This is a genomic window from Pararhizobium gei (genome assembly GCF_029223885.1).
Lineage (GTDB): Bacteria > Pseudomonadota > Alphaproteobacteria > Rhizobiales > Rhizobiaceae > Pararhizobium > Pararhizobium gei.
On record NZ_CP119409.1, the window covers coordinates 2,685,611 to 2,708,563 of the forward strand.

General features: G+C 61.0%; 17 protein-coding genes and 1 riboswitch. Of the genes, 6 read left to right on the forward strand and 11 right to left on the reverse strand.

The features are described from left to right. Positions 1-10: 10 nt before the first annotated feature. The 5 genes from cobO to PY308_RS13170 form a co-directional block, all read right to left on the reverse strand. Entirely contained in the window at positions 11-655 is a 645-nt protein-coding gene (cobO, locus tag PY308_RS13150) for a cob(I)yrinic acid a,c-diamide adenosyltransferase (RefSeq protein ID WP_275791116.1), read from the reverse strand. 48 nt (positions 656-703) lie between these two features. Continuing rightward, a complete protein-coding gene (cobN, locus tag PY308_RS13155) occupies positions 704-4,801 on the reverse strand; it encodes a cobaltochelatase subunit CobN (protein ID WP_275783229.1) in 4,098 nt (1,365 codons plus the stop codon). 199 nt (positions 4,802-5,000) lie between these two features. Continuing rightward, the gene (cobW, locus tag PY308_RS13160) at positions 5,001-6,065 is read right to left on the reverse strand and encodes a cobalamin biosynthesis protein CobW (RefSeq protein WP_275783232.1); all 1,065 of its coding nucleotides are present in this window, start codon (positions 6,063-6,065) and stop codon (positions 5,001-5,003) included. Positions 6,066-6,068: 3 nt separating this feature from the next. Beyond that, a complete protein-coding gene (gene cobU / locus PY308_RS13165) occupies positions 6,069-6,593 on the reverse strand; it encodes a bifunctional adenosylcobinamide kinase/adenosylcobinamide-phosphate guanylyltransferase (protein ID WP_275783233.1) in 525 nt (174 codons plus the stop codon). 153 nt (positions 6,594-6,746) lie between these two features. Further along, positions 6,747-7,144: riboswitch (cobalamin riboswitch) on the reverse strand. A gap of 43 nt (positions 7,145-7,187) precedes the next feature. Beyond that, positions 7,188-8,642, reverse strand: a complete 1,455-nt coding sequence (locus tag PY308_RS13170) for a cobyric acid synthase (RefSeq protein WP_275783236.1) — start codon at positions 8,640-8,642, stop codon at positions 7,188-7,190. Positions 8,643-9,393: 751 nt separating this feature from the next. Here PY308_RS13170 and PY308_RS13175 point away from each other — a divergent pair. From PY308_RS13175 to PY308_RS13185, 3 genes are all read left to right on the forward strand, one after another. Beyond that, the gene (locus PY308_RS13175) at positions 9,394-10,392 is read left to right on the forward strand and encodes an ABC transporter substrate-binding protein (RefSeq protein WP_275783238.1); all 999 of its coding nucleotides are present in this window, start codon (positions 9,394-9,396) and stop codon (positions 10,390-10,392) included. A 164-nt stretch (positions 10,393-10,556) separates the two neighbouring features. Further along, on the forward strand, positions 10,557-11,468 hold the full coding sequence (locus PY308_RS13180; RefSeq protein ID WP_275783239.1) for an ABC transporter permease: 912 nt from the start codon (positions 10,557-10,559) through the stop codon (positions 11,466-11,468). Next, positions 11,461-12,501 (forward strand): quaternary amine ABC transporter ATP-binding protein, encoded by a 1,041-nt coding sequence (locus PY308_RS13185; protein WP_275783241.1) that lies wholly within the window; start codon positions 11,461-11,463, stop codon positions 12,499-12,501. Before PY308_RS13180 ends, PY308_RS13185 begins: the two co-directional genes overlap by 8 nt. 30 nt (positions 12,502-12,531) lie before the next feature. Here PY308_RS13185 and PY308_RS13190 read toward each other — a convergent pair whose 3' ends face one another. Beyond that, positions 12,532-13,812 carry an acyltransferase family protein gene (locus PY308_RS13190; RefSeq protein ID WP_275783244.1) on the reverse strand — a complete coding sequence of 427 codons (1,281 nt, stop codon included), beginning with the start codon at positions 13,810-13,812 and terminating at the stop codon, positions 12,532-12,534. A gap of 282 nt (positions 13,813-14,094) precedes the next feature. Between PY308_RS13190 and PY308_RS13195 the strand changes: the two genes are divergently transcribed. The 3 genes from PY308_RS13195 (at position 14,095) to PY308_RS13205 (ending at position 16,964) form a co-directional block, all read left to right on the forward strand. Beyond that, positions 14,095-15,435 carry an O-antigen ligase family protein gene (locus PY308_RS13195; RefSeq protein ID WP_275783247.1) on the forward strand — a complete coding sequence of 447 codons (1,341 nt, stop codon included), beginning with the start codon at positions 14,095-14,097 and terminating at the stop codon, positions 15,433-15,435. 68 nt (positions 15,436-15,503) lie between these two features. Continuing rightward, positions 15,504-16,523: a betaine--homocysteine S-methyltransferase gene (bmt, locus tag PY308_RS13200; protein ID WP_275783250.1), complete on the forward strand. Its 1,020-nt coding sequence runs from the start codon at positions 15,504-15,506 to the stop codon at positions 16,521-16,523. A gap of 96 nt (positions 16,524-16,619) precedes the next feature. Continuing rightward, the gene (locus PY308_RS13205) at positions 16,620-16,964 is read left to right on the forward strand and encodes a hypothetical protein (RefSeq protein WP_275783252.1); all 345 of its coding nucleotides are present in this window, start codon (positions 16,620-16,622) and stop codon (positions 16,962-16,964) included. A 12-nt stretch (positions 16,965-16,976) separates the two neighbouring features. On the opposite strand, the gene PY308_RS13210 is transcribed toward PY308_RS13205, so the two are convergent. The 5 genes from PY308_RS13210 to PY308_RS13230 form a co-directional block, all read right to left on the reverse strand. After that, a complete protein-coding gene (locus PY308_RS13210; protein ID WP_434064152.1) occupies positions 16,977-19,157 on the reverse strand; it encodes a vWA domain-containing protein in 2,181 nt (726 codons plus the stop codon). Continuing rightward, a complete protein-coding gene (locus PY308_RS13215; RefSeq protein ID WP_275783255.1) occupies positions 19,154-19,675 on the reverse strand; it encodes an RNA polymerase sigma factor in 522 nt (173 codons plus the stop codon). Before PY308_RS13215 ends, PY308_RS13210 begins: the two co-directional genes overlap by 4 nt. A 79-nt stretch (positions 19,676-19,754) precedes the next feature. Further along, a complete protein-coding gene (locus PY308_RS13220) occupies positions 19,755-20,504 on the reverse strand; it encodes a phosphodiester glycosidase family protein (protein WP_275783258.1) in 750 nt (249 codons plus the stop codon). 63 nt (positions 20,505-20,567) lie between these two features. Next, entirely contained in the window at positions 20,568-21,266 is a 699-nt protein-coding gene (locus PY308_RS13225) for a ferredoxin (RefSeq protein ID WP_275783261.1), read from the reverse strand. Between the two features lie 107 nt (positions 21,267-21,373). Continuing rightward, positions 21,374-22,945, reverse strand: coding sequence for a trimethylamine methyltransferase family protein (locus PY308_RS13230; RefSeq protein ID WP_275783264.1), 1,572 nt, complete (start codon positions 22,943-22,945; stop codon positions 21,374-21,376). Between the last annotated feature and the right edge of the window lie 8 nt (positions 22,946-22,953).

Below are 22,953 nucleotides of genomic sequence, written 5' to 3' on the forward strand. Positions count from 1 at the left end.
CCCGGCCTTTTCAGTATTCGACCCCGACCTGCGCCTTGATGCCGGAGCGGAAAGGATGCTTGATCAGCTCCATTTCAGTGACCAGATCGGCCACCTCGATCAGCTCTTCCTTGGCATTGCGACCGGTCAGAACGACATGGGTCATGGGCGGCTTCTCATCTTTTAGAAACTGCACGACCTCGGCGACATCGATATAGTCGTAGCGCAGCGCAATGTTGATTTCGTCGAGCAGCACCATGGAATTGCGCTCGTCGCGAATCAGCTCCTTGGCCTTTTCCCAGGCCTTGTGCGCCATGGCGACGTCGCGTGACCGGTCCTGCGTTTCCCAGGTGAACCCCTCGCCCAGCGTATAGAACTGGCAGACATCGCCGAAATGTTTCTCGATCAGGTCGCGTTCGCCGGTCTGCCAGGCGCCCTTGATGAACTGGACGACGGCAGACGGCATGCCGTGGGCGATGTGGCGGAAGATCATGCCAAAACCGGCCGTCGACTTGCCCTTGCCCTTGCCGGTGTTGACGATGATCAGGCCCTTCCGGTCCGTTTTGGTCGCCATGATTTTTTCGCGCGCGGTCTTCTTCTTCGCCATTTTCATGGCATGGCGGGCCTCGTCCTGGACGGGAACGGTCTCGGTTGCCGATACGTCTTCTTCGTTCATCATGTGTCCTCTCAGAATCCGATTTTTATAAATGCGGCCTTTTGTGACCTATTCCGCAGCCACCGGTCGGCCCTGCAGCTCGAAGCGGGCCGAATTCGACCGCGGCGACCACAGCCCCCGGTCGATCGCCTCCATCAATTTTTCTCTCATCTCGCGAAATGCCGCCGGGTTCTTGTCTTCCATGAAGCGCCGGACACGCTCGTCCATCACATAGGCCTGATAGACCGCCTCGAAGTGATGGTCGCGCACGGCGCCGGTCGTCGCCGCGAAGGCGAACATGTAGTCGACGGTCGCCGCCATCTCGAAGGCGCCCTTGTAGCCATGGCGCATGACGCCCTCGATCCATTTCGGATTGACCACGCGCCCGCGCACGATGCGGCCGATTTCCTCTTCCAGCGAGCGGATCACCGGTTTTTCCGGCCGCGAATGGTCGTTGTGGTAGATAACGGGCCGGCGGCCGGCCATCTCCTCCACGGCAAGGCTCATGCCGCCTTCGAACTGGTAATAGTCGTCGCTGTCGAGCAGGTCGTGCTCGCGGTTGTCCTGGTTCTGCACGACGGCCTCGACGGTCTTCAGCCGCGCTTCGAGCAGCCCGCGTTCGGCCTTCCCGTCCTCGCCGGCGCCATAGGCATAGCTTCCCCAGGTGAGATAGGCATCGGCAAGATCGGTTTTGCTCTCCCAGCCCTTCTCATCCATGACAGCCTGCAACCCGGCGCCATAGGCGCCCGGTTTCGCGCCGAAGACGCGGTAGGACGCACGCCGCGCCGCCTCCTTCGGCGACAGGCCGGAGGCTTCGAGTTCTGCCGTCTGCAGCCGCATCCGCGCTGCGATCATATTGTCTGCATCCTCCTCCTCAAGCGCGCCGACCGCCCGGATGGCGGTGTCGAACAGCGCGATCTGATCGGGAAAGGCGTCGCGGAAGAAGCCGGAGATGCGCAGGGTCACATCGACACGCGGACGGCCAAGCACCGCCAGCGGCAGGATTTCATAGCCGGTAACCCGGCGGGACATCATGTCCCAGACAGGCTTGGTTCCAATCAGCGCCATCGCCTGGGCGATGTCGTCACCACCGGTGCGCATGTTCGACGTGCCCCAGGCAGTCAGGCCGATCGAGGTCGGCCAGTCGCCGTGATCCTGCAGGTAGCGGCGAATCAAAAGGTCTGCCGATTTCTTGCCGAGTTCGAACGCCGCCGGCGTCGGCACCGCGCGGCTGTCGACGGAGTAGAAATTCCGGCCCGTCGGCAGCACATCCGGCCGTCCGCGCGTCGGTGCACCGGAGGGACCGGGCGCGACGAACCGTCCGTCGAGCCCTGCCATCAGCGCGGCGATCTCGGCCGGACCGGATTGCACGATGGACGGCTTGAGGCGTGTTTCGACCTCGTCGAGCACGGTCCGGGTGACCGGCCAGTCCGGCGGGCATGGCACTTCGCCGGAGACAAATTTCGCGGCCAGAAGCTCGATCCGTTCCACCGCGTCCCCGGCGGTGCGCCACGGGGCGTCCGTCTGGTCGTCGAGTATGGCGGGTTTGTCGCCGGCCCAGGGGTCGGAGAGGACGCAGTCGAGGGGATCGAAGAGTCGCTCCGGATTGATCTCCCCCCTTGTGGGGGAGATGTCGGCCCGGCCGACAGAGGGGGGTATGGCAGACTCTGAACTGGAGGAGGCTTTACCCCGCTCTGTCTTGTCGGACATCTTCCCCACAAGCGGGGAGATCAATGAGGAGATTTCCAGCCGGGCATCCCGCGCAATCGCCCGCTGCAGGCTCATGTCGCGCCCCTCGCCCTGCCCGCGCGGCACCCGTGCAAGTGCCACCGTCAAATCGGTCAGCAGACGTCCCTCGGGAGCCACGCCAAACACATGCAGGCCGTCACGAATCTGTAGCTCCTTGAGGTCGCAGAGATAGGCGTCGAGCTTTTCGAGCGCCTTGTCCTCACCATCAGCCTGTTCGATCCCGGCATCCTGATCGAGGCCGATATCGCGAACGAGATCGAGGATCTGACCGCTCAGAAGCCGCAATCGGCGCGGATCGCCGCCGGCCGCATCGTAATATTCATCGACCAGCGCCTCCAGATCCTTCAACGGGCCGTAGGATTCGGCACGCGTCAGGGGCGGTGTCAGGTGATCGATAATGACGGCGCTGGTGCGGCGCTTGGCCTGCGTGCCCTCGCCCGGATCGTTGACGATGAACGGATAGAGATGCGGCATCGGGCCGAGGACAGCTTCCGGATAACAGGTCTCGGACAAGGCCAGCGCCTTGCCGGGCAGCCATTCGAGATTGCCGTGCTTGCCCATGTGGATGATCGCATGCGCCCCATAGTCCTGCCGCAGGAAGGCGTAGAAGGCGAGATAGCCATGCGGCGGCACGAGATCAGGCGAATGATAGGTTTCCTTCGGATCGATGTTGTAGCCGCGCGCCGGCTGGATACCGATCAGCGTCCTGCCGAAGCGCGCCAGCGGCAGGGCAAAGCAGCCGTGTCGGAAGAAGGGATCGCTCTCCGGCTCACCCCATTTGTCACGCACTTGATTCTGAATCTGAACCGGAAGAGACGCAAAGAAGCTGTTGTAATCACAAAGTGAAAACGTCTCGCGGATGTCGCAATCGACGCGGACGGAGTTGGTCGGGCCGCGCATGAGGTGGTCGATCAGCGCGTCACCGCTCGCTGGAATATCATCAATGCCGTAGCCGGCGGCGGCCATGGCCTTCAGCACTTCGATGGTGCCGGCAGGTGTATCGAGGCCGACGCCATTGCCGAGACGCCCGTCGCGGTTCGGATAATTTGCGAGAATGATCGCAACACGGCGGTCGCCGGCAGCGGTGCGGCGGAGCTTCGCCCAGTTGGCGGCGAGTGCCGCTGCGAAGGCAACACGGTCGGTCACGGGCTCATGGCCGACGATGTTGGCCTCGACGGCGCTGTCATAGACCGCTGCGGCCTTGAAGGACACCGCCCGCGACAGGATGCGGCCATCGACCTCCGGCAGCGCGACGTTCATCGCGAGGTCTCGCGCCATCAGCCCCTGCGCCGAGGCTTGCCAGGCGGCACGGGAAGAGCCCGAAAAAATCACCTGCAGCACCGGCGCATCGCTGCTCTCCAGCACAGTCGGCTTGCGGTCGGCGCCCGGTGCCGAAACCGCGAAGCCGGTGGCGTTCATCACCACATCCGGCGGCACATCGGCAAAGATCGCCTCCAACGTGCCGACGGACACCGGATCCTTGAGGCTGGACACAAACACCGGCAGCGCCGCCATGCCTTCGGCCGCAAGGGCCGCGATCAGGGCTTCGACAGGTCTGGTTTCGCCGCTCTGGACGAGCGCACGGTAGAAGCAAAGGGCAACGACGGGACGCGTGGAAGCGATAGCCGCGGTCGGGGTGGGCTTACCCCCCTCTGCCCTGTCGGGCATCTCCCCCACAAGGGGGGAGATCGATGCAGCGCGCCCCGGCTTTCCCCATTCACTTTTACGAATATCAACATCGACCTGCGACTGATGCAGTTGGTCAATCTCCCCACTTGAGGGGGAGATGTCAGCGAAGCTGACAGAGGGGGGTGCCTCTCCGGCGACACCAAACCCGATGGCTTTCCTCCACGCCTCGACCCCGATCACGCCCAAACCCGGCCACCAGATGCCTGCCTTCAGCAAGGGCGCTGCGGGTTCCGGCTTTTCCGAGCCGTCGATCAGCGCCTCGCCATAGCCAAGCAGCCGGCCCATATTGTCGGCACCGCCCTCGGTGAAATAGGCCCACATCCGGTTGCGGTCGTCTGCGGAAACCGTGGAAAACCGCTCAAGACCCGGATCGGGCTTGTCGCAACCCGGCAAGACCGCGATCTGGAACCTGTTTGTCACCGCAGCCGCATGCAGGGCTTCCAACACATAGTGGAAATAGCTATCGCCGCCGAGCGGACGCACGATAATGAGCCGGGCATGCCGCGCGGTGCGCTCGACATAGGTATCGACGGACATCGGATGCTTGAGCGTGAGCAGGCTTGCCACCCTCAGGGTTGCGCCGCCCTGTCGGGTCCGGTGCGCGGCAGCGATCGAGGACAGCTCGGTATCGGCGGCCGACAGAAACAGGACGTCGGCGGGAGACTGACCGAGATCAATCGCCTCCTCGCCATCGGTGATGGTGCCCTTCTGGGCTAGGAGAAGGTGCATGACGGCCTCCGGGGGCAGCAATACCCCCCTCTGTCCTGTCGGACATCTCCCTCACCAGGGGGGAGATCGATTGCGGCAACCCTAAGCACAGCCTTGGCTTTGGTAGAGATCGGACGACGCTGCCTTCCGATCTCCCCCCTTGTGGCGGAGATGTCACGCAGTGACAGAGGGGGGTAATCCGCGAACGCCCACATCAATTTCAAACCGCCGCTTCAATCGCAGCCCGTACGGCAGCCTGATCCATGTCATGCAGGCCGATGACGACGAGCCGTGTCCGGCGCACCTCGCCAGCAGCCCAGGCGCGATCGAAATACTGGTCGATGCGCGTGCCGACCCCTTGAATCAAAAGCCGCATCGGCTTGCCCGGCACATCGGCAAACCCCTTCAGACGCAGCACGTCGTGCGTGGCGATGACAACCTTCAGCTTTTCGAGGAAAGCGGCGGGATCGGCAAGCGGACCCAGTTCAACGACGAAGCTGTCGAATTCGTCGTGATCATGCTCCTCGCCGGCCTCGTGCTCCATCTCGTGATGCGACTTGCGGTTGGCAATGTCGCTTTCCGTGCCAATGCCCAGCCCCAGAAGAATGGCGGCGGAAACCTCGCCATTTTTCGCTTCGATCATCGTCGGCTTGCGGCTGGTGCGCGACGACACCTCCCTGCGAACGAAAGCCAACTCGACCGAATCGAGCAGGTCCGTCTTGTTGAGAATGATCAGGTCGGCCGCCGTCAGCTGGTCCTCGAACAGTTCCTCGATTGGGCTTTCATGGTCGAGATTGTCGTCGCCGACGCGCAGCGCATCGACCTTGTCGTGATCGTCGGCGAAACGGCCAGCGGCCACGGCGGCGCTGTCGACGACGGTAATGACGCCGTCGACGGTCACTTCGCTGCGGATGTTCGGCCAGTTGAAGGCGGCGATCAGCGGTTGCGGCAAGGCAAGGCCCGAGGTTTCGATGATGATATGGTCAGGCCGGTCCGGGCGGTCGAGCAGCTTGCTCATGGTCGGGATGAAATCGTCGGCCACGGTGCAGCAGATGCAGCCATTGGTAAGTTCGATGATATCGTCTTCGGTACAGGCCTCAGCGCCGCACCCCTTCAACACGTCGCCGTCGATACCGAGATCGCCGAACTCGTTGATGATCAGGGCGATCCGGCGCCCTCCGGCATTCTGTAGGATGTTGCGGATCATCGTCGTCTTGCCGGCGCCAAGGAAACCGGTGATGACGGTCGCCGGGATCTTACCCTGGGCGGACTTTGCAGTGGTCATGGATCAACCCTTCATTTTCAGCGGCAATCCGGCCGCGATAAAATAGACATCCGCAGATCTCGCGGCAATGATCTGGTGCAACCGGCCGGCATGGTCGCGAAAATCGCGCGCCATGCGGTTGTCCGGCACGATGCCGAGACCGACTTCGTTTGACACGAACACGAGCCTGGCCTGCGCTTGCGTGACAAAGCCCGCCAACCCTTCAAATTCCGCGGTTACGTCCTTGTTCTCCATCATCAGATTGGTCACCCACAGGGTCAGGCAATCGACGAGAACAGCCCGTCCGGACGCATCGATCCTGTGCAGGCACTCAACAAGATGGAGCGGCTCCTCATGCGTCTGCCAATCAGGGCCACGGCTGTCGCGGTGCAGGGCTATTCTTGCCCGCATTTCGTCGTCCCAAGCCCGCCCCGTCGCGACATAGTGCCTGTCCAGACCCGACCGAACGATCCATTGCTCGGCAAATGCCGATTTGCCGGAACGGGCGCCGCCGAGGACCAGCATGGATCCTGCTGCAATCGATGTCATGAAATTATACCGGCCTCAGCACATGCCGGAGGGATCGCAAGCCGCGGGCCGCGAGATGAAGGGCAAGCCGCGTGAGCGGGATGATAGAGCCATGACAACCTCCGTGCTGGCATCGGGAGTATCTCTCCCTGGGTCGGGCGGACCCCTGGCGAAGACGGGGCCCTGCGGATGGCAGGTCTCCTGGCTCACGGCGTCACGAACCTCTCTCTGAGGCCCGAACGGGTCCGCCTCGCCTTCCCGGAGTTTTGACGCCATATTGCAGGACTGCAATCGACGGGCAGAACGAAGAGGTGGACGATTCGTAGAGTGAGAGGCGTCCGGCCCCGGCTGATCGCACTGCAACTCCAGTGGCTTTTCCGGTTGGACCGCAGATTGCGCCGCCGCACCATGCGGCCGGTGGAAACGACGGCTTTCCCGGATGGCGAACCCTGACCGTTCTACAGTCGCGGGGTCGGCTGCGATAAGAATGCCCGGTTTGGGTCCACTCCTCCACATTCCCATTTACTCCCGAGCCGGAAACCGGCACGGGAACCATCCAATCATCGATGATTAGGCCCTCTGGCGGAAGCTGTCAATCGAGAGCGGAACCGGCGATCAGGGCATCAGCCCGTCAAGCCAGCCCGGGTCGAGAACGGCTTCGAGTTCAACGGCGACGTCGTCCAGCGCCGTGTCAACAGACTGGCGATAGTTCTGTCCGCCCGCCTCGATGCCGAAGCTCTTGAGAAGGGCGGCGCGGTAGGCGTCGCTGGCGAAAAGCCCGTGCAGATAGGTTCCGCTCACCCTGCCATCCGGCGAGACAGCGCCGTCCGCGCGACCGTCGATGAGGACCATCGGACTGGCGCAATCCGGGCCGGTCGTGCGTCCGAGATGAATTTCATACCCCTCCAGCACCACATCGAAAACCGCCGAGCGGGCACTGCTGTTGCGAACGGTCTTTTCAGGCGCCATCTCCGTTTCGACAGCGAGAAGGCCCAGACCGGCAAGCTCTGCGACATTGCCCTCGATGCCGTGCGGGTCGCGGACGCACTGGCCGAGCATCTGGTAGCCGCCGCAGATACCGATGACATGGCCCCCACGCCGAACATGGGCCTGCAGATCGCGATCCCAGCCGTTGGCCCGCACATCGGCGAGGTCTGAAATTGTCGCTTTCGAGCCCGGAATGATCACCAGCCCCGCATCGTCCGGGATGGGTTCACCGGCGGGCACGAAGACGAGATCGACCTCCGGCTCGGCAGCCAGCGGATCGAGATCGTCAAAATTGGCAATGCGGGAAAGGACGGGAACCGCCACTTTCAGCGCCCGGCCGTTGGCGCGCGTCAGCCGTTCCAGAACGACGGAATCCTCGGCCGGCAGACGCTTGGCGCTTCTCAGCCATGGGACGACACCGAAACACGGCCAGCCGGTAAAGCCGCGGATCGCATCGATCCCCGCGTCGAAAAGCGTCACGTCTCCTCGAAACTTGTTGATGATATAGCCGCTGATCATGCGGCGATCGTCGTCCGTCAGGATGGTATGCGTGCCGACAAGCGAGGCCATGACACCGCCACGATCAATGTCGCCGACCAAAACCACCGGAACGCCGGCGCGGGTCGCAAAGCCCATATTGGCGATGTCGCCGGCCCGAAGATTGATCTCTGCGGGCGACCCCGCACCTTCGACGATAACAAGATCGCGGCCCCGGCTCACCTGCTCGAAGCTTTCAAGGACGGCGCCCATCAGTTTCGGCTTCAACGCCTGATAGTCCCGTCCCCTCGCCTGTCCGGCGACCTTGCCCTGGACGACGACCTGACTGCCGGTTTCCGATTGCGGCTTCAGGAGAACGGGATTCATATGCACGGACGACGGCACCCGCGCCGCCATCGACTGCAGCCACTGGGCGCGCCCGATCTCTCCACCGTCATCGGAGACGGCGGCATTGTTCGACATATTCTGCGGCTTGAAAGGCGCGACCTTGACGCCGCGATTGGCCATCAGGCGGCACAGCCCCGCCACGAGCACCGTTTTCCCGACATCCGAGCCGGTCCCCTGAAGCATGATCCTTTTTGCCATGCCGATCCTCTAGCACCGCATCCGCCCGAAGTCGTCCCTTTCGCAATCCGGCGACGCTTTTTGCTGACGCAACCAGTATGATGACAGATGTTCAACGCAAAAGCCGCACCGGTTCCTCAACGAAACCGTGCGGCTTGCCATGACAATCCGGCTCTCCGGCGTACACCCGAAGAAAGCGCCGATCCGGGACGCAGTACCTGATCCGGTCGGGCGGCAGTGTTTGCTGCCGCAGGGAACAATTAGCCTGACAGGCGTTACCGGATGGTTATTAAGACCTTAAGCAAAGGTGAATTCGCGATTTTTTCGATTTTTTTTTAAATGCCGAAAAAATCCGGGACGGCGTAGACTGAACAGAATCCGTCTGCAATCAGCCGCGCTTTCTTGAAAGCCTATGAGTGCGGACCGTTTTTTCGGCCAATCGTCACGCATCTGCACAAAAATTTCGCGCACAGCTATATATTTCAACAGCTTGCACGCCAGGTGCCATGAGAGCGACGGCTGTCATCACGGCCGTTTGACAAGGGAGAGGTTGATTTCTTCCTAAGAATATCTAGGCTTACCCATACGGCAAGAGAGAGGGCTGACATGCGATGAAAGCAAGCAGACAAACCTCCGGATACCGTGGCAGCGGGGAATACGGCGACCTCGCCAAACAGCCCCTCGCTTCGACTTGAGCAATGGCCGCCAGGGCAAGCAGTATTCTGGCCGGCCCCGATTTTTTGGCTGCATTAAGACTGGGAGGTCTTAAATCATGAAGAAGCTTCTCGCTTCCACCATCCTCGCCGCCGGCGTCTATGCTATGGCCGGTTCGGCTCAGGCCGCAGATTGCGGCGATGTCAGCATTGCCGAAATGAACTGGGCTTCCGCTGGCGTAGCCGCGCAGGTCGATGCCTTCATCCTCAGCAATGGCTATGGCTGCAACGCGTCTCTCGTCGTCGGCGACACGATGCCGACCTTCACCTCGATGAACGAAAAAGGCCAACCGGACGTCGCCCCGGAAATGTGGATGGACTCGCTGCGCGTCCCGCTCGATGCGGCCGTCAAGGAAGGCCGGTTGATCCAGGCTGCGGAAATCCTCAGCGACGGTGGCGTACAGGGCTGGTGGGTTCCGAAATATTTCGCCGATGCCCATCCGGATATCAAGACCGTCCAGGATGCGATCAAGCATCCCGACCTGTTCCCCGCGCCTGAAGATTCGTCGAAAGGCGCCGTCTTCAACTGCCCGGCGGGATGGAGCTGCCAGATTTCCACCACCAATCTCTACAAGGCGATCGACGGCGATGCCGCCGGCTTCACGCTGGTCGACACGGGCTCGGCAGCCGGCCTGGACGGTTCTATCGCCAACGCCTACGAAAAGAAGGCCGGCTGGCTTGGATATTATTGGGCACCGACGGCTATTCTCGGCAAATACGAGATGACAAAGCTCGGCTTTGGCATGGAGACGGACAAGGCTGAATGGGATCGCTGCACCAGCGTGACCGACTGCCCCGACCCCAAGGTCAACGGCTATCCGACGTCCGAAGTCTACACCATCGTTACCAAGGGCTTTGCCGAAAAGGCCGAAGTCGCGATGGATTATATCAAGAAGCGCAGCTGGGAAAACGCGACGGTGAACAAGGTTCTGGCCTGGATGGACGAGAACCAGGGCAACAATGCCGACGCCGCCAAGCACTTCCTGGAAACTTATCCGGAAGTCTGGACCACCTGGGTCACACCGGATGTAGCGGAAAAGGTCAAGGCCGCTCTGTAGCATCGAGAACTGACAGAAGGCCGCCGGACATGGGGCATTGGCGGCCTTCTGCAGCAAAGCACTTCCGGACGAAAAGAAACAACACCGGACCTCTGTCCGACGGCGTTTCGAGCCGCCGCCCGCCATCGAAGGTTGAGCGATTTCGGCATATAAAGGGGGACTGAATGGCAACTGTTTGCAGCTATCTGCCGACCGTTCTATGCAAATTTCCATCCATCAGCGATGGCGCGATCCGCGTCGTCCGAAAATTTATCGATGACGGTTTCAAGGCCTTCGTTCGTGCCTGGGGCGATGTCATCGACACCCTCATTCAGCCATTGCAATGGTTTTTGAATACGCTCGAAGGAATTTTCACCGGCTCTCCCTGGCCGATCATCCTCATCATCATGGTCGCGATCGTCTACTACGGCAGCCGCGACCTTAAAATCGTTATCGGCACCGTCTTTTCGATGATGGCCATCGGTGTGGTCGGACTCTGGAACGACACGATGATCACGCTTGCCATGGTCACTGTCTGTACCCTGATCTCGGTTATCGTCGGCATTCCCATCGGCATCGCCATGGCGCGCTCCAACCGGACGCAGTCGGTCGTCAATCCGATCCTGGATGTGATGCAGACCCTGCCCAGTTTCGTCTATCTCATTCCCGTCGTCATGATTTTCGGCATCGGCAAGGTGCCCGGCCTGATCGCCGTGGTCATCTACGCCATTCCGCCGATGATCCGGCTGACCAATCTCGGCATCCGGCTGGTGGACAAGGAGGTGCTGGAAGCGGCCGATGCCTTTGGCTCCTCGACATGGCAGCGGCTGAAGAACGTGCAGATGCCGCTTGCATTGCCGACGATCATGGCCGGCATTAACCAGACGATCATGATGTCGCTGGCGATGGTGGTGATCGCCTCGATGATCGGCGTTGGCGGGCTGGGCCGAAACGTACTTCAGGCCATCAACAACCAGTTCTTCACGGTCGGCTTCCTCAACGGCTTCGCGCTCGTGGCCATCGCCATCATTTTTGACCGTACCAGCCAGGCCTTCGGCAAACGCCTGCAGAAGCATTCGGAGATCGTTCATGGCTAGTCACGCTATCGAGATCAAAGCCCTCTACAAAATCTTCGGGCCCAACGGCGCAGACTATGTTGAGCGGGTCGTGGGCGGAATGACCAAGACCGAACTCAACGAACAATACGGACATGTGCTCGGTCTTCAGGATATCAACATCTCCATGCCGGCAGGCGGCATCATGGTGGTCATGGGCCTGTCGGGATCGGGCAAATCGACGCTGATCCGGCACATCAATCGCCTGATCGACCCGACCGCCGGAGAAGTTCTCTACGATGGCGTCGACGTCTGCAAGATGAGCGAGAAGGATCTTCGCGCATTCCGCCGTCTCAAGACCGCCATGGTGTTCCAGAAATTCGCCCTTCTGCCGCATCGCACGATCATTGAAAATACAATCTACGGACTGGAGATTCAGGGTGTTCCGGATGCGGAAAGCCGCAAGAGGGCGCAGGGCTGGATCGAACGCGTTGGCTTGAAAGGGTTCGAGAATAACTATCCGAACCAGCTTTCCGGCGGCATGCAGCAACGGGTCGGCCTCGCGCGCGCGCTGACCAACGATGCCGACATTCTTCTGATGGATGAAGCCTATTCGGCGCTCGATCCTCTGATCCGCGTCGATATGCAGACAGTGCTGCTCGACCTGCAGAAGGAACTGAAGAAGACAGTGGTCTTCATCACCCATGACCTTGATGAAGCACTCAGGCTTGGAGACAAGATCGCTATCCTGCGGGATGGCAAAGTTATTCAGCAGGGCACAGGACAGGAGATCGTCCTCAACCCGGCCGATGAGTACATCACCGCTTTCGTCAAGGAAGTGAACCGCGGCCGGGTCATCAATGTCGAAACCATCATGAAGCCCCTGGCCGGTGATCCACAGGGCATCCCGCTCAAACTCGGCACCGTTCTGGAAAATGCCGCCCGGATGATGACCTCTGCCAATCAGACAGCCGCGCATGTCATCGACGAGAATGGAAAGCCTGTCGGCTGGCTCGATCTTGCCACCGTCATTTCCGCCATGGTGACACCCACCAGCCACCTTGAGGCAGCCTGAGAACCGTTCCGGGTTTCCCCGACAGATCGCTCAGCGTGCTGGGGACGAAAGGATGGACCGGGCAAGTTTACTCGGCTCGGCCACAGCCTGTTTTCGCCCCAGCCTGGCGGCAAGCGCCCTGGACAGCCGGATGCCCGGTCTCTCGACGAGAAAATGCGCAACGAGCGCAGTTGCGATCACGGCAGCGATCATCGTTAAGGTTACAACGGTTCCAACCACAGGCCCCTGAACGCCGAACCCGAAAAAAGCTTCGTCTCCGATCCTGAACGAGCCAACAAGCGGCATGCCAGTGATTTTTTCCAGTACGCTGGCGACGTTGATCATGCGCGACTGGACGAAGATGTGAACCATGTAGATCCCGTAGGACAACGTGCCGAGCCACAGGAATGCCGGCCGGTTCAGGACACGGCTGACCAAGCCGCCCTGATAGCTGAAGACGCAGATCGACAGGGCGAAGACGAAAGGGGCAAAGATGTTCGCCGGACCTCGCCCCGCGACGCTGACGAAAGCCAGAACCCCTGCAAGTGTGAACACCTCGGCAAGTGTCGCGACATGCGACGGACGCGCCGCCGCGCGCGCACGGCCATGCCCGGCGACGAGTGTTTTTCCAAGCCAGTGATAGAGAAGCGCGCCAAGCGAGAAGCCGTAGAGACAACGCAGCAAACCGAGATGCCATGTGGTATCGATAGTGGTCGGCGACCACGCGTGGATTGCAGCCATCCCGGCAATCACAACCGCCACAAGGACGATCCAGTGACGGCGGCCGAGGATCATGACGGCAAGGCCGAAGATCAGGTAGGTCCAGATCTCCGCCGAGATGCTCCAGCTCGGGCTGTTCCAAGTCGGCCGGCTATCGACGCCGGTTCCATTCAGCATCAGGAGGCTGTTGATCAGCTCCGGTATGCTGTTGCCTTCCGAAAAGGGGGCAGGTCCCTCCCCGCGCAAGGCCGGCACCGTCAGCCTCAGGAGTTCAAAGACGAGGAAAACCATCAGCACCGCGAAATGCAGCGGATAGATGCGGCCGACACGCGAAATTCCGAAACGGAGATAATCGACACCGCTGGAAAGCGATTCCCTGTACCGGTGGGCGATCACAAAGCCTGACAGAACGAAGAAATAATCCACGAACAAATAGGCGTGGCGAATGATCAGGCTTTCGGATAGCGGGCCGGAGGCTGGAAAATGCATCATTGCGACCAGCAATGCGCAGATGCCGCGCCAAGAATCGAGAACGGAAAACCGAACACCAGACAGATCGCTCGTTCCAGTTTGATCCAGCCGGGAAGGCCGGACTGTTCCAAGAGTGTCCATGATCGTGTTCGCTCCAAAGAAAAAGACACAATCGCCGTCGAGGGCGAGGGTAGCCAAGGATCGAGCAAGCCTTATGCCACCCTTCGAAATTTTTGTTTAAGCCAGCAGCAGGGCGCGCGGTAAAAGTAGAAACGAGGTAAATTTTCATTCGCCGCGCGGGCTTTACCGCGGTTTAACCATGACGCCGTACAATGCGCGAGATCCTGGCGATCAATGCCATGATGTGCTTGTCGCACCCCCGTCGCGGCGCGAAAGACGCCAAAGGGCGGATGAAAACCACTCATGGACGCATCTGCCGTGCAACACCCCGACGCCACAGCCCTCTCAGCGCAGCCGGCCCCGGATGGACTGGCGCGCAGTCTGCGCTCTGCAGCCGCCTTCCTGTCGGGCTTCGGCCTGTTCGTGATGATCTTCACGCTCGATCCCTTCGTCGGCGATGTCGCGTCCGATCCGACCCAGACAAGCACCGCCAACGTCGTCAACCAGATCGGTTATCTCGGGCTGGGCGGCCTGTATATTTTCGCCATGCTGGCGATCGTGGATCCCCGGACCTTCGTGCGCCTCGCCTCGCCGACCTGGCTTGTCGTGTTTGCCATCGCCTATATATCCTGCCTCCAGTCCTACGACATGGTCGCTTCGGCGCGCGGCGTAACGCTCAGCCTTGTGGCCATGCTGATCGTTGCCGGGGTCCTCGCCCTGCCACGCAGCGAAAAGGACTTCGTCACGGCCTGCGCAAATGCCGTCCTGTTCCTGATCATCATCAATTATGCAGCCCTTGTCGTCATACCGGACAAGGCGATCCATCAGGCATCGAGTCTCGAATCCTGGCATGCCGGCTTTTGGCGCGGACATCTGTCCCACAAGAACGTGACGGCACCGGTCTTTTCCGTGCTTGCCATGTTCGGCATCTATACCATCCGGTCCGGCTTGCGCCTACGCGGCTGGCTGATCACGGGACTTGCCCTCATCTTCGTTCTTCACACCGGCTCCAAAACCACCATCGGCTTCCTGCCTCTGGCCATTGGCGTCGTCCTCGGCGGTCGCGCCATCCGCAGTCCGGGCGGGATGGTCTTCGCCCATCTCTGTCTTGCGATCCTGATCGGCTGTCTGACCGTCGGAACGATCTACTCCCCGGCTCTTCTGGCAGCGACCAGGGCCATCCTGGAGGACTACACCTTTACCGGCCGTGACGCGATCTGGCAGTTCGCTACCGAAAGCATCGCCGCGCACCCCATGTTCGGCCACGGCTATGCAAGCTTCTGGCAATCGCCGGTCATTCGCGGCATGGAGGCAAATTTCGAGGCGGACTGGGACGTGCGCGGCATCATTTCGGCGCATAATACGTTTCTGGATGCACTCCTGACCTTCGGCATTCCCGGCGGCGGTCTGCTCATCGTGCTGCTTTTCCTAAAACCGCTTGTGGATTACATGCGCGCCGCGCGCCGTGAAAGCAGCCGGAATTTTGCTGATTTCTGCGTCATGATCGTTGTTTTCATGACCTATAACGGCATGCTGGAATCCTTTGTTCTCAACCGTGCCGACCCGCAATGGATGCTGCTGGCGCTCGGCGTTTTCGGCCTCGGTCTCTCTGCGCGATCGGACATCCGGCGGAGAGCCGACTGACGCCGGCCCTTGCGTTCACATAAAGATATCTTTATATGATCCAAACCGACCAACCAGGAACAGCCTCCATGTCCGTGTCTTCCAACCCGCTTTCCGATCTTCTCGCGCAGAAGGGCGTGTTGCTTGCCGATGGCGCGACGGGCACGTCGCTCTTTGCCATGGGGCTGGAGGCCGGTGAAGCGCCGGAACTTTGGAACGAAGCAAAGCCGGAAAACATCACCAAGCTGCATCAGGATTTCGTCGATGCCGGCGCCGACATTATCCTGACCAACTCGTTCGGTGGCACGCGGCACAGGCTGAAACTGCATCAGGCGCAGGACCGTGTGCATGAACTCAATAAGCGTGCCGCGGAAATCGCCCGCGCCGTTGCCGACAAGGCGCCGCGCAAGGTGATCACCGCAGGTTCCGTTGGGCCGACCGGAGAACTTCTGGTTCCGCTGGGTGCCATGACCTATGAAGAGGCGGTGGCCTCCTTCGCCGAACAGATCGAGGGCCTGAAAGCCGGCGGCGCCGAGGTTGCCTGGATCGAAACCATGTCCTCGCCGGAGGAAATCCGCGCTGCTGCCGAAGCCGCGGTGAAGGTCGGCCTGCCCTATGTTTATACCGGCTCCTTCGACACCGCCGGAAAGACCATGATGGGCCTGCATCCGAAGGATATGTTCGCGGTGGCGCAGGATATCGGCAATGGCCCGATTGCGACCGGCGCCAATTGCGGCGTCGGAGCCTCGGACATCCTCTCGTCACTTCTCGACATGACAGAAGCCAACCCGTCCGCCACGATCATCGTCAAGGGCAATTGCGGCATTCCCGAGTTTCGCGGCGCGGAAATCTACTATTCCGGCACGCCGCCGCTGATGGCGGACTATGCGCGTCTTGCCCGCGACGCCGGCGCCAAGATCATCGGCGGTTGCTGCGGCACGTCTTGCGAACATCTGGCGGCCATGCGCGTTGCCCTCGACAGCTATGTTCCAGGCGAACGCCCGACCATCGAAACTATCGTCGAGCGGATCGGCCCGATGCGCAACAAGACAGCCAACGAAACCCCGTCCGCGCCTGTCCGCGAACGCGGCAGCCGCCGCCGGAGCTGATCCGAAGACTGTTTCGTTTCCGGACTCCAGTTCTGGTCCAGTTTTCGTGGTTACAACACCGCGAACGCACAACAAGGACGGATGTGAGGCGATACTATGCGGGCCACAGGGAATTTTTTGAACCGGGATTCCGTTACCGAGAAACTGAGAGACATGGGCGACGGCGACCGGGCGATGCTGGAGCTTGTGATGGAAAACGCGGCACAGGATGAAAATCTGGTCGAAGGCCTCTACCACCATCTCAGCCTTGCCTCCGAGGCGCGTCTTCTGAATTCGCTGAAACTCGAAAAGCTGGGCGAGTGGCTGGGCACCCATGCTCCCGCCCGGTTGCAGATCCGCCTGATGGAAGCGGCGCGCTCCAGCCAGCACGCCGCCTATCTCGCCTTCAGGACCGGTCTTGTCCGCTCCGGCGGTCTCGAACGGGCTTTTCCGAAGGCGTGACCACCAGCGGCTTCATTCGCCGCTGATGCTTTTTGCCAGACGGACAAGATTGAGGAATTCCGCCCGGTAGCCGTAGGGATCGTCGCCCCGGGCTGTGGCGGCAAGATCGACGATCGAGCCATAAGCGTACTTCGAAACCGCATCCGTGCCGTGCAGCTTCTGGGCGAAGGCAGCCACCGCGACGGAGAATCGAACATCCGGCGACGCCTGTTCCAGCGAAACCGCCGCGTTCTTTTCCGTGACCGGCGTGCTGCTCAGGCTGCTCGTATCGCTGTCCGGCTTCTTGTAGCGGATTTTGAGAAAGGCCAGTTCGCCGGACTGCCCTGCCGCCTCCGCCTGCTGTTCCGACGCAGCCGCGCCATAGCGAAGATCGTCGTTCAGCACGGCGGGACTCCCCTTCGGCATGATCTCGTAGATCGCTGTGACTGTATGACCGGACCCGATATCGCCGGCATCGACCCTGTCATTGTTGAAATCTTCCCGCCTCAGGGCACGCGTCTCGTAGCCGATCAGGCGATATTCGGCGATTGCCTGCGGATTGAACTCAACCTGGAATTTCACATCCTTGGCAATCGGGAAGAGCGATGATCCAGCCTCCTCCACCAACGACTTCTGCGCCTCCGCCAGCGTGTCGATATAAGCGGCCGTGCCGTTGCCGTTCTGGGCCAGCGTCTGCATCAGCGCATCATTGTAATTGCCGCGCCCAAACCCGAGTACGGAGAGGAAAATCCCGCTCCTGCGCTTTCTCTCGATGACCGCCTTGAGATCCTCGTCGCTTGACGGGCCGACATTGAAATCGCCATCGGTCGCCAGCATGACCCGGTTGACACCATCCTTGACGAAGGCCCGTTGCGCGAGATCATAGGCGGCTTCCAGCCCTTGCGCCCCAGCCGTCGATCCGCCGGGCTCGAGCCTGTCGATTGCCGAGAGGATTTTCGCCTTGTTCCGGATCGCGGTTGGTTCCAGCACCGTGCCGGCATTGCCTGCATAGGTGACGATGGAGACGGTATCCTCGGGCTTCAGCCTCTCGACCAGAAGGCGGAAGGCGCTTTTGAGCAGCGGCAGCTTGTCCGGCTCGTCCATGGACCCTGAAACGTCGATCAGGAAAACCAGGTTGGCGCGCGGCGCCGTGGCGGGCACCACGTCGTAGCCCTTGATTCCGACATGCATCAGCCGGGTATTGGCATTCCACGGCGTTGGCAGAACGGTCACCGTCGCCTTGAAGGGCTGGTCCTTGCTATCCGGAGCCGGCCAGTCAAAGGGAAAATAATTGATCATCTCCTCGACGCGCACGCTGTCGCGGTCCGGCATCTGCCCGGCCATCAGCGCCTTGCGGGCAAAGGAATAGGAGGCCGTATCGACATCGGCAGAGAACGTTGATACCGGATCCGTAGCGACCGATTTCACCGGGTTGGTGTCAGCAGAGGTGAAGCGATCGCGGTTTTCTCCTTGGGGCATCGTCTGAGTTTTCGGATCAAGTTGCATCACGCGTCCCCCGACCACCTGTTGCTCGATGGCAGGGGCAGCCGCGATCGCTCCCTGGGCCCGTTGGGGAGATGCTGCCTCTGCATTAGCAACGTTATCCTGCGGCTCGGCAGATAGAGGCTGCCTGAACCTCGTCGCACCGAGAGACTCGTGACGTATGCCTTGCTGGCTTTGTTTATTCAGAAGCGCGGCCATCCGGTCAGCCGAAAAGTCATCATCTGAGTTGTCCGCAGCGCTGCCTCCGTCCTGTAACTGCTCTCCGACCTCCTGAGAACGTGCACGGTGTGCATTCTCCTCCGGCGACGGCTCATGTTTGACCGGGCGTTCGGTTGCGCTTTGCGAAGGAGTGACCGATTTGACGTCCTCCTTCTGGTCCACCTTGTTTTCAGCAATGACGACAGGCTGCCCACCCGTATCCATCGGCGGGCTACCTCTCGTCAGTTCCAGCGTCAGAAATGCGGCGGCGGGGGCGATGATCAGGGTGGCGAGTGCCGAACCTGCAAGAAATTTCCTGTTCATGACGGGGCTCCATAGCCTGTTGAAGATGGAGCTTTGACGCCGTTCTACGTTCAATCCTTGGGTAGCGGTCGACGTTTTTTCGGCCGCGTCGAATGCCGCCATTGCGAGCGACAGCGTACGGGCGCGGGCTTCTGCCGAAGGCGCCGGGGGCGTCATGGTTTTGAGCGTGTTCAGGTCATCGTTCATCATACTGTCTCCCTGCCGAGCAGGATCTTCAGGCGTTTGCGCGCCTCGTGCACATGAAAAGACACCGTGGCCTCCGCGCATCCCATGACCTCGGCTGCCGCCGCATGGGCCAGCCCCTCGCCATAGACCAGAAGCACTGCATCGGCCTGCTTGTCCGGCAATTGGCGCACCGCCTCCCAGAGCGCTTCGGCCTGATCGCGATTGTCGTTGGCGGCCGTCACCGTCGGATCGGCCATGTAGTTCGCGGCATTCCGCTGCTCGCGTGCCCTGCCGCGCTGATGGTCGCGGGTGGCATTCAAAGTCAGCGTGTAAAGCCAGGTGCGAAACCGGCTTGTGCCACGAAAGCCGCGAATCGCCTGCGCGAGCTTCAGGCATACCGTCTGGGCGACATCCTCCGCATCGGCGGCATTGCCGCACCAGCGCCACGCGACGGCGTGGACGAAATCATAATGCTGTTCCACGATGGCAGCAAAGGCGCTACGGTCGCCGTTCCTAGCCCTCTCGATCAGGTTTTCGTCCAAGGCGAACCAGCCATATCTGTTGCAACCGAGCATAGGACGTTTCGCAAAGCCCGATCCTTGGGTCCGGGTGCAATTTATTTCAGGAACCCGGCGCTTTTTTCACCACTGCGATAATCGGCCCCATCGGGTTAGCGTTGTCATAGCGATCAAGACCGGGTGCGAAAAGGCTTGAGATCGAACCATCCAGAAACAGCGCGTCGGGGCAATTCAGTTGGTCGCGAAACAGCGTCGCAAAGTCATGGAAGCGGACGGGGACAAGGGAGATCGCAAAAACGGCTTCACCCGTTTTCGAAACGCCGACGCCGTTGCGGATCTGCAGACTGTCGCTCTGCGGCAGGAAGGCCAGGTGCAAGGCTCCGCCGATGACGAGCATCGGCCCGGATTGCGTCGCGAAATCGGGCGACATCCCCGCCGCAGCATAGGCCTCGGTCTCCATGACGCCGGCCCTGCCATCTTTTAGAAAAAAAACGCCGTTCGGCTTCAGGTAAAAATTGCCCCAGCTTTCGCCGCGGTCAAGCGCCTTGCGCTCGACGCCATCAGTCACAAGAAGGCCGACGGAACTGAGGTCGCGCTCATACATGCCACCGTTCATGGCAAATTCCAGATACTCGCCTTCCTGTCTCAGATCGAGCGATACTCTGTCGAAGCCGCCATAGGGACGTCCGTCGCGACCGCGATGCAGTATCCGGATATCGTCCGCGGTCGGGTCAAAGGTGCAGACGGCAAAAGGCTGTGTCAGGTGCTCGACCTTGCGACAGGCTGCGGCGGCTTTACCGCTGGAGAAAGCAGAGGCGGTCATGAGCACACCGAAGCACAGGAAACGAAACATATCTGCCCCTATCGAAAAAGAACGGGCATGACACGCGACAATGCCGGAATGCGGGCAGAATTTCTACAAATCCAAGGCAGCCATGTGAAACTGCAGTTGTTCGGGACCATACCGATAATCTGCCCCGACCGGACAGGCATTGCGGGCAAGACATCCGCTGGACATGCAGCCTGTGCGGCCCTGAGCCGTGCCCAGATGCTGCCTGCACGCTTCGACGTGAAAACCATCGCTCTCGACAGCGCTGGCCGGACAGGTCGACAGGCAGGGACGGTCGGCGCATTGATCGCACGGATGCGGCGCCGCGACCGAACCATTGGCGGGAAGGACATCGCCAAATCCCAGCGCGCCGCGATAGCCGTGCCAGAGACCATAGTGCGGGTGAACGAGAATACCGAGCGGCGAGGCCCGCAGTCCCTCTGCCTGCGTTGCCCATTGCTGGAAAGGCTGCCAAGGCGGATCGGACGGAAAATAGGCGGTCGCTCCAAAGGCCTGCGCAACCGGCCCGATGACTGCTTTCGACCAGTTGTCCAGTGGATCCGGCCGATCGCGATTTTCGGGCAGCCCCTGCCATCGCGTGAAGTCCGGCCAGATGGACCGTCCGACATTGCCGAGCAAGACGACGCTGAGCGCCGGTCGTCCGTTGGCAAGCAGCGGCGCGGGCTCGTCCTCGCCGAAGGTCACCACGCCGCGCAAAAAAATACCGTGCGGTTCGAACGCCGCACGGAGATTGTTCAAAACGCTGTCGTGGGCCGGGCCGGTCATTTCGGCTTCGGTCCCTGGCGAATATAATGCGGACGCCAGACCTCCTTCTGGATGAGGTCTGCCACCTGTGCCGCGCCGCCTTGCTCCCTGGCGTTTTCGGGCTCGCTTCAGGTGAAGGCGTCGGGCATCGAATCCTTGCGGCTGGCGATATAGGCCTTCAGCGCATCGTCGGTCGCAGGGTCGAGATAGGGTGCCTCGTAGTGATCGAGCCAGCTGCGGGCCAGCGCATTGGCACGTTGTTCGACGCGCTTTTCGCCCTCGACTTCCCACTGCTCGTATGAATTGTTGTCGGCAAGCGCCGAGCGGTAGAAGGCTGTCTGGAAATTTGCCTGCGTATGGGCGCAGCCGAGATAGTGGCTGCCGGGGCCGACTTCGCGGATGGCATCGAGCGCCTGCGCGCTTTCCGAAAGATCGATCCCCTCGGCCATCTTTTGCATCATCCCGAGCTGATCCTGATCGATCATGAACTTCTCGTAGGACGACACAAGGCCACCTTCCAGCCAACCGGCCGCATGCAGCACGAAATTCGTGCCGGCAAGCAGCGTCATGTTCAGCGTGTTGGCCGATTCGTGGGCTGCCTGCGCGTCCGGAACCTTGGAGCCGCAGAGCGAGCCGCCGGTGCGGAATGGCAGGCCGAGACGACGGGCAAGCTGGGCCGCGCCATAGGACACCAGAGACGGCTCAGGCGTTCCGAAGGTCGGTGCGCCCGATTGCATCGAGATCGACGCAGCAAAGGTTCCAAACAGCACCGGCGCGCCCTTGCGGATCAACTGGGTAAACGATGCGCCGGCCAGAACTTCCGCCAGAATCTGCGTCAAGGTTCCAGCGACTGTGACCGGGCTCATGGCGCCGGAGAGAATGAAAGGCGAAACGACGCAAGCCTGGTTGTGGCGCGCATAGACCTTGAGCGCCCCGACCATGGTTTCGTCAAAAACCATCGGCGAGTTGGCGTTGATCAGGTTCAGCGTGACGCAATTGTTCTCGACGAAATCTTCGCCGAAAACGAGCTTCGCCATGGCGATCGTGTCCTCGGCGCGCTCCGGCGCCGTGACAGAGCCCATGAAAGGCTTGTCGGAATATTTGATATGGCTGTAGATCATATCGAGATGGCGCTTGTTCACCGGAATATCGACAGGTTCGCAAACCGTGCCGCCCGACGAATGCATCGACGGCGCCATATAGGCGAGTTTTACGAAATTGCGGAAATCCTCGATCGTCGCATAGCGTCTGACACCCTCCAGATCGCGCACGAAGGGCGGGCCGTAGACCGGCGCAAACACCGTCGCCTTGCCGCCGATGTGTACGCTTCGCTCGGGATTGCGGGCATGCCAGGTGAACTCCGAAGGCGCGGTTTTGAGGATTTCACGGCAGAGACCCTTGGGAAAATGCACCCGCTCGCCCCGGACATCGGCGCCGGCTTGCCTCCACAAATCAAGCGCTTCGGCATCCTCGCGAAATTCGATGCCGATTTCCTCAAGGATCGTATCCGCATTGCGCTCGATCAGCGCCAGACCTTCCTCGTCAAGAACTTCATATTCCCGGATCTTGCGCGTTATGTAGGGAAGCGATGGCGCAGCGCCTCCGCCGGTGCGGGATGCACGCCGCGCCGCCGCGCCGCGACCTTCTCCCCGTGTCCTGCGGCCGCCGGTTGCTTCCGTCTGTTCCGTAACGTCGCTCATTTCTCATC

Coding starts and splice junctions, on each gene's coding strand:
- PY308_RS13175 (WP_275783238.1), top strand. CDS start 9,394: ATGAAGAAGCTTCTCGCTTCCACCATCCTCGCCGCCGGCGTCTATGCT.
- PY308_RS13210 (WP_434064152.1), bottom strand. CDS start 19,157: ATGATGAACGATGACCTGAACACGCTCAAAACCATGACGCCCCCGGCG.
- PY308_RS13180 (WP_275783239.1), top strand. CDS start 10,557: ATGGCAACTGTTTGCAGCTATCTGCCGACCGTTCTATGCAAATTTCCA.
- PY308_RS13205 (WP_275783252.1), top strand. CDS start 16,620: ATGCGGGCCACAGGGAATTTTTTGAACCGGGATTCCGTTACCGAGAAA.
- PY308_RS13225 (WP_275783261.1), bottom strand. CDS start 21,266: ATGACCGGCCCGGCCCACGACAGCGTTTTGAACAATCTCCGTGCGGCG.
- PY308_RS13170 (WP_275783236.1), bottom strand. CDS start 8,642: ATGGCAAAAAGGATCATGCTTCAGGGGACCGGCTCGGATGTCGGGAAA.
- PY308_RS13230 (WP_275783264.1), bottom strand. CDS start 22,945: ATGAGCGACGTTACGGAACAGACGGAAGCAACCGGCGGCCGCAGGACA.
- cobO (WP_275791116.1), bottom strand. CDS start 655: ATGAACGAAGAAGACGTATCGGCAACCGAGACCGTTCCCGTCCAGGAC.
- PY308_RS13220 (WP_275783258.1), bottom strand. CDS start 20,504: ATGTTTCGTTTCCTGTGCTTCGGTGTGCTCATGACCGCCTCTGCTTTC.
- bmt (WP_275783250.1), top strand. CDS start 15,504: ATGTCCGTGTCTTCCAACCCGCTTTCCGATCTTCTCGCGCAGAAGGGC.
- PY308_RS13185 (WP_275783241.1), top strand. CDS start 11,461: ATGGCTAGTCACGCTATCGAGATCAAAGCCCTCTACAAAATCTTCGGG.
- PY308_RS13190 (WP_275783244.1), bottom strand. CDS start 13,812: ATGGACACTCTTGGAACAGTCCGGCCTTCCCGGCTGGATCAAACTGGA.
- cobU (WP_275783233.1), bottom strand. CDS start 6,593: ATGACATCGATTGCAGCAGGATCCATGCTGGTCCTCGGCGGCGCCCGT.
- PY308_RS13195 (WP_275783247.1), top strand. CDS start 14,095: ATGGACGCATCTGCCGTGCAACACCCCGACGCCACAGCCCTCTCAGCG.
- cobN (WP_275783229.1), bottom strand. CDS start 4,801: ATGCACCTTCTCCTAGCCCAGAAGGGCACCATCACCGATGGCGAGGAG.
- cobW (WP_275783232.1), bottom strand. CDS start 6,065: ATGACCACTGCAAAGTCCGCCCAGGGTAAGATCCCGGCGACCGTCATC.